Annotated in this window: 4 protein-coding genes and 1 pseudogene; 2 read left to right on the top strand and 3 right to left on the bottom strand. The window is 74.3% G+C overall.

What is annotated here, in order from left to right:
- Together HW445_RS25120 and HW445_RS25115 are read left to right on the top strand one after the other, a co-directional pair.
- On the top strand, positions 1-274 hold a 274-nt coding region (locus HW445_RS25120; protein ID WP_257231278.1), incomplete at its 5' end, for an acyl-CoA dehydrogenase family protein.
- Positions 275-435: 161 nt separating this feature from the next.
- Positions 436-630: a hypothetical protein gene (locus HW445_RS25115; protein WP_151772252.1), complete on the top strand. Its 195-nt coding sequence runs from the start codon at positions 436-438 to the stop codon at positions 628-630.
- Between the two features lie 50 nt (positions 631-680).
- Here HW445_RS25115 and HW445_RS25110 read toward each other — a convergent pair.
- The 3 genes and pseudogenes from HW445_RS25110 to HW445_RS25100 form a co-directional block, all read right to left on the bottom strand.
- Positions 681-1,077: pseudogene (locus tag HW445_RS25110) on the bottom strand (DUF779 domain-containing protein); the annotation flags it as partial.
- Between the two features lie 58 nt (positions 1,078-1,135).
- Positions 1,136-1,663 (bottom strand): pyridoxamine 5'-phosphate oxidase family protein, encoded by a 528-nt coding sequence (locus tag HW445_RS25105; RefSeq protein ID WP_180223201.1) that lies wholly within the window; start codon positions 1,661-1,663, stop codon positions 1,136-1,138.
- Positions 1,664-1,783: 120 nt separating this feature from the next.
- Positions 1,784-2,849: putative PEP-binding protein (locus HW445_RS25100; RefSeq protein WP_306673358.1), on the bottom strand; the 1,066-nt coding region annotated here is incomplete at its 5' end.

Raw genomic sequence — 2,849 nt, 5'->3', positions numbered from 1 at the left:
CCGCGCCGTCGCGCGCGCCGCCGCCGACGCGCTGGCCACGGGCAGCGAGGACGCCGACGTCGCGGTGGCCGTGGCCCAGACCTACGCGGGCCGGGTCGCCGTCCACGCGGCGGAGGAGGCGGTGCAGCTGCACGGCGGCATCGGCATGACCTGGGAGCACCCGACGCACCTGTACCTCAAGCGGGCCAAGGCCGACTCCCTCGCCTACGGCTCCGCCGGACGGCACAAGGAGCGGCTGGCCGAACTGGTCGACCTGCGCGGGCCGTCGGCCTAGGAACGCGCACGGGGCGGCGGTCCGTCCGCACGGACCGCCGCCTCCCGCACGCCGGAACACCACACGTTCGGCGGACACGTCAACCGCTCGGACATTCCCCCCACTGCGCCACACTTGCGGCCGAAAGCCGTGAACCGGGCGCGCAGTGGAGGAGATTCCTGATGGCCATTTCCATCTCTGTGGTGGTTCTGCTGCTGATCCTGGCCACCATCCTGCTGCGCTGCGGGTCGCTCAAGCTCTCGCACGCCACGATCTGCGTCCTGCTCGGGTTCTGCCTCGCCGGCACCAGCATGGCCCCCACCATCCACAACGGCCTCGCCGCGACGACGGAGATCGTGAGCAGCCTCAATCCGTGAACCGTCCGGGCCCGTGAGCCGTCTCGGTCCGGGCGCGGGGTCTCCCCGGGCGCCTGGAGCAGCCGGGAGCGGATGAGGAACCGGACGCCCTCCGGGGCCTCCAGCGAGAACCCGCCGCCCCTTCCGGGGACCACGTCCACGATCAGCCGGGTGTGCCGCCACACCTCGTACCGGGTGCGCGACATCCAGAACCCCACCGGCCGCTCCACCCCCTCGACCCGCAGCTCGGCGAGGCGGACGTCGGAGTCGCCGGTGCGGAACTCGCCCTCCGGGTAGCACATCGGAGCGCTGCCGTCGCAGCAGCCGCCCGACATGGGGGTCCCCCCTGCTCGAGCGTCAGCCGAGAGCTCGGGGGAGGAACATCAGGGGCCCGTGCCGCTCGCTCAGCCGCCGCACCAGGCGGGCGGCCTCCTCGGTGAGTTCCACGCGCGGGGTGTCGTCGTCCATGCGGCCATTCCACCGCATCCGAGGTTGCGACCACGTTGCGCAGGCGCCCCGGCGCCCCTCAGTCGGCGCCGCCGTCCTGACGGACCAGCAGCACCCCGGTGACCAGTTCGGGGCGGATCCGCACCAGGCGGTCCGCGTGCGGAGATCCCAGCGGACGCAGCAGCGCCCGGTAGCGCTCCAGGTCGGCGGCGTCCTCGACCGGCAGCGCGTAGCCGGTGACCGAGACGCTCCAGCCGAGGTGGGTGCCCGGATCGATGGCGCCCGCCTCGTAGGCCACCACCACGCCGTGGCCGCCGTCGGGGAGGCCGCGGGTGAGCAGCGCGGCGGCGTCCGGGGTGCGGATGACGATGTGCCCGTCGTCCAGCAGATGGCTGACCGGGCGCACGGTGGGCAGTGCCTGCCGGGTGAAGACCAGCCGCCCCAGCGAGACGGTGGCCATCAGCCGCAGCGCCTCGGACGCGTCGAGGGCGATGCTGCGCCGGGCTTCGGGGGGAGCGGCTCGCGGACCGTCGGCGTGGAGGGGGGCGGACGGCTCAGCGGGACCGCCTGCCGTCGCGGTGCGCGGGGTGGCGTTGTCGAGGGGCATGAGCATGCTGTCCAGGAGTCGGGGCCGGCGCCGGGCGCGCGACCGGGGTGGTCCTGACATGCAACAGCGCGGACACCGGTGACGCCAGGGTCCTTCGGCCCCCGTCGGCCCCCGGCCGTCTCACCTGCTGTCGCCGCCGCCCGTGCCGCCCCCGTCGTCCAGCGCCGCCCGGCCCGCCTCCAGGCGCGCCACCGGAACCCGGAAGGGCGAGCAGGACACGTAGTCCAGCCCGGCGGCGTGGAAGAAGTGGACCGACGCCGGATCGCCGCCGTGCTCGCCGCAGACGCCGATCTCCAGCCCGGGACGGGCCTCGCGTCCCTCCTCGACGGCGATCCGCACCAGCCGTCCCACCCCCTCCTCGTCCAGCGTCTCGAACGGCGAGGCGGCGAAGACGCCGCGGTCGATGTAGGCGGGGAAGAACTCGGCCTCCACGTCGTCGCGGGAGAAGCCCCAGGTGGTCTGGGTGAGGTCGTTGGTCCCGAAGGAGAAGAAGGCGGCCTCCCGTGCGATCGGCCCGGCGGTCAGCGCGGAGCGGGGCAGTTCGATCATCGTGCCGACGGGACAGTCCACCGGCGCCCCGGCCTCCTCGCCCACCTCGGCCAGCACCCGCTGCACCTCGGCCTTCACCAGCCGCAGCTCCTCCACGTCGCCGACCAGCGGCACCATGATCTCCGCCCGGGGATCTCCTCCGGCCCGCCGCCGGGCGACCACCGCCGAGGCGACCGCACGCACCTGCATGCCCACCAGGCCGGGCACCGCCAGGCCCAGCCGGACGCCGCGCAGGCCCATCATCGGGTTCTCCTCGTGCATCCGGTCGACGGCTTCCAGGAGCTCCAGGTCACGCCGCTCGGGCCGCTCGCCACGCGCCCGCGCGGTGGCGACGCGGACCGACAGCTCCACCCGGTCGGGAAGGAACTCGTGGAGCGGCGGGTCCAGCAGCCGGATGGTGACCGGGAGGCCGTCCATCGCCTCCAGGATCCGCGTGAAGTCCTCCGTCTGCAGCGGCAGCAGGGCGTCCAGCGCCTGTTCGCGGTCGCCGGGGGAGCGGGCCAGGATCATCTGCTCCACCAGCCGGCGGCGTTCGCCCAGGAACATGTGCTCGGTGCGGCACAGGCCGATGCCCTGCGCGCCGAAGCGGCGGGCCCGCTCCGCGTCCTGCGGGGTGTCCGCGTTGGCCCGCACCTCC

This window comes from Streptomyces sp. UH6 (assembly GCF_013421635.1).
Taxonomy (GTDB): domain Bacteria; phylum Actinomycetota; class Actinomycetes; order Streptomycetales; family Streptomycetaceae; genus Streptomyces; species Streptomyces abyssomicinicus.
Note: the sequence above shows the minus strand (reverse complement) of the source record. Positions and strands in the feature narration are given on the sequence as shown.